Source organism: Pseudomonas sp. SIMBA_067, assembly GCF_046534675.1.
Lineage (GTDB): Bacteria > Pseudomonadota > Gammaproteobacteria > Pseudomonadales > Pseudomonadaceae > Aquipseudomonas > Aquipseudomonas putida.
In genome coordinates this window covers 1-266 of record NZ_JAWRYH010000551.1, presented here as the reverse complement: position 1 = coordinate 266, position 266 = coordinate 1, and the positions used below count along the sequence as shown (strand labels likewise).

1 protein-coding gene is annotated in these 266 nt (G+C 64.7%); it reads left to right on the top strand.

Features of this window, described 5'->3' with window-relative positions; genetic code table 11:
* Positions 1–266, top strand: a 266-nt coding sequence (gene trmB / locus SB765_RS30280; protein WP_410932575.1) for a tRNA (guanine(46)-N(7))-methyltransferase TrmB, incomplete at both ends; no start/stop codon positions are given.

The window sequence follows — 266 nt, the reverse complement described above, 5'->3', positions numbered from 1 at the left end:
AGGCCCGTCACCACAAGCGCCGCATCGTGCAGCTGGAGTTTGCCGAGCTGGTACGTCGCAAGCTCAAGCCCGGTGGCGTGTTCCACATGGCGACCGACTGGGAGCCGTATGCCGAGTATATGCTGGAAGTGATGAGTGCTGCGCCTGGCTATCGCAACCGTGCGGCCGACGGCACCTACGTGCCACGCCCGGAAGAGCGCCCGATCACCAAGTTCGAACGCCGCGGCGAGCGGCTGGGACATGGGGTGTGGGACTTGAAGTTCGAG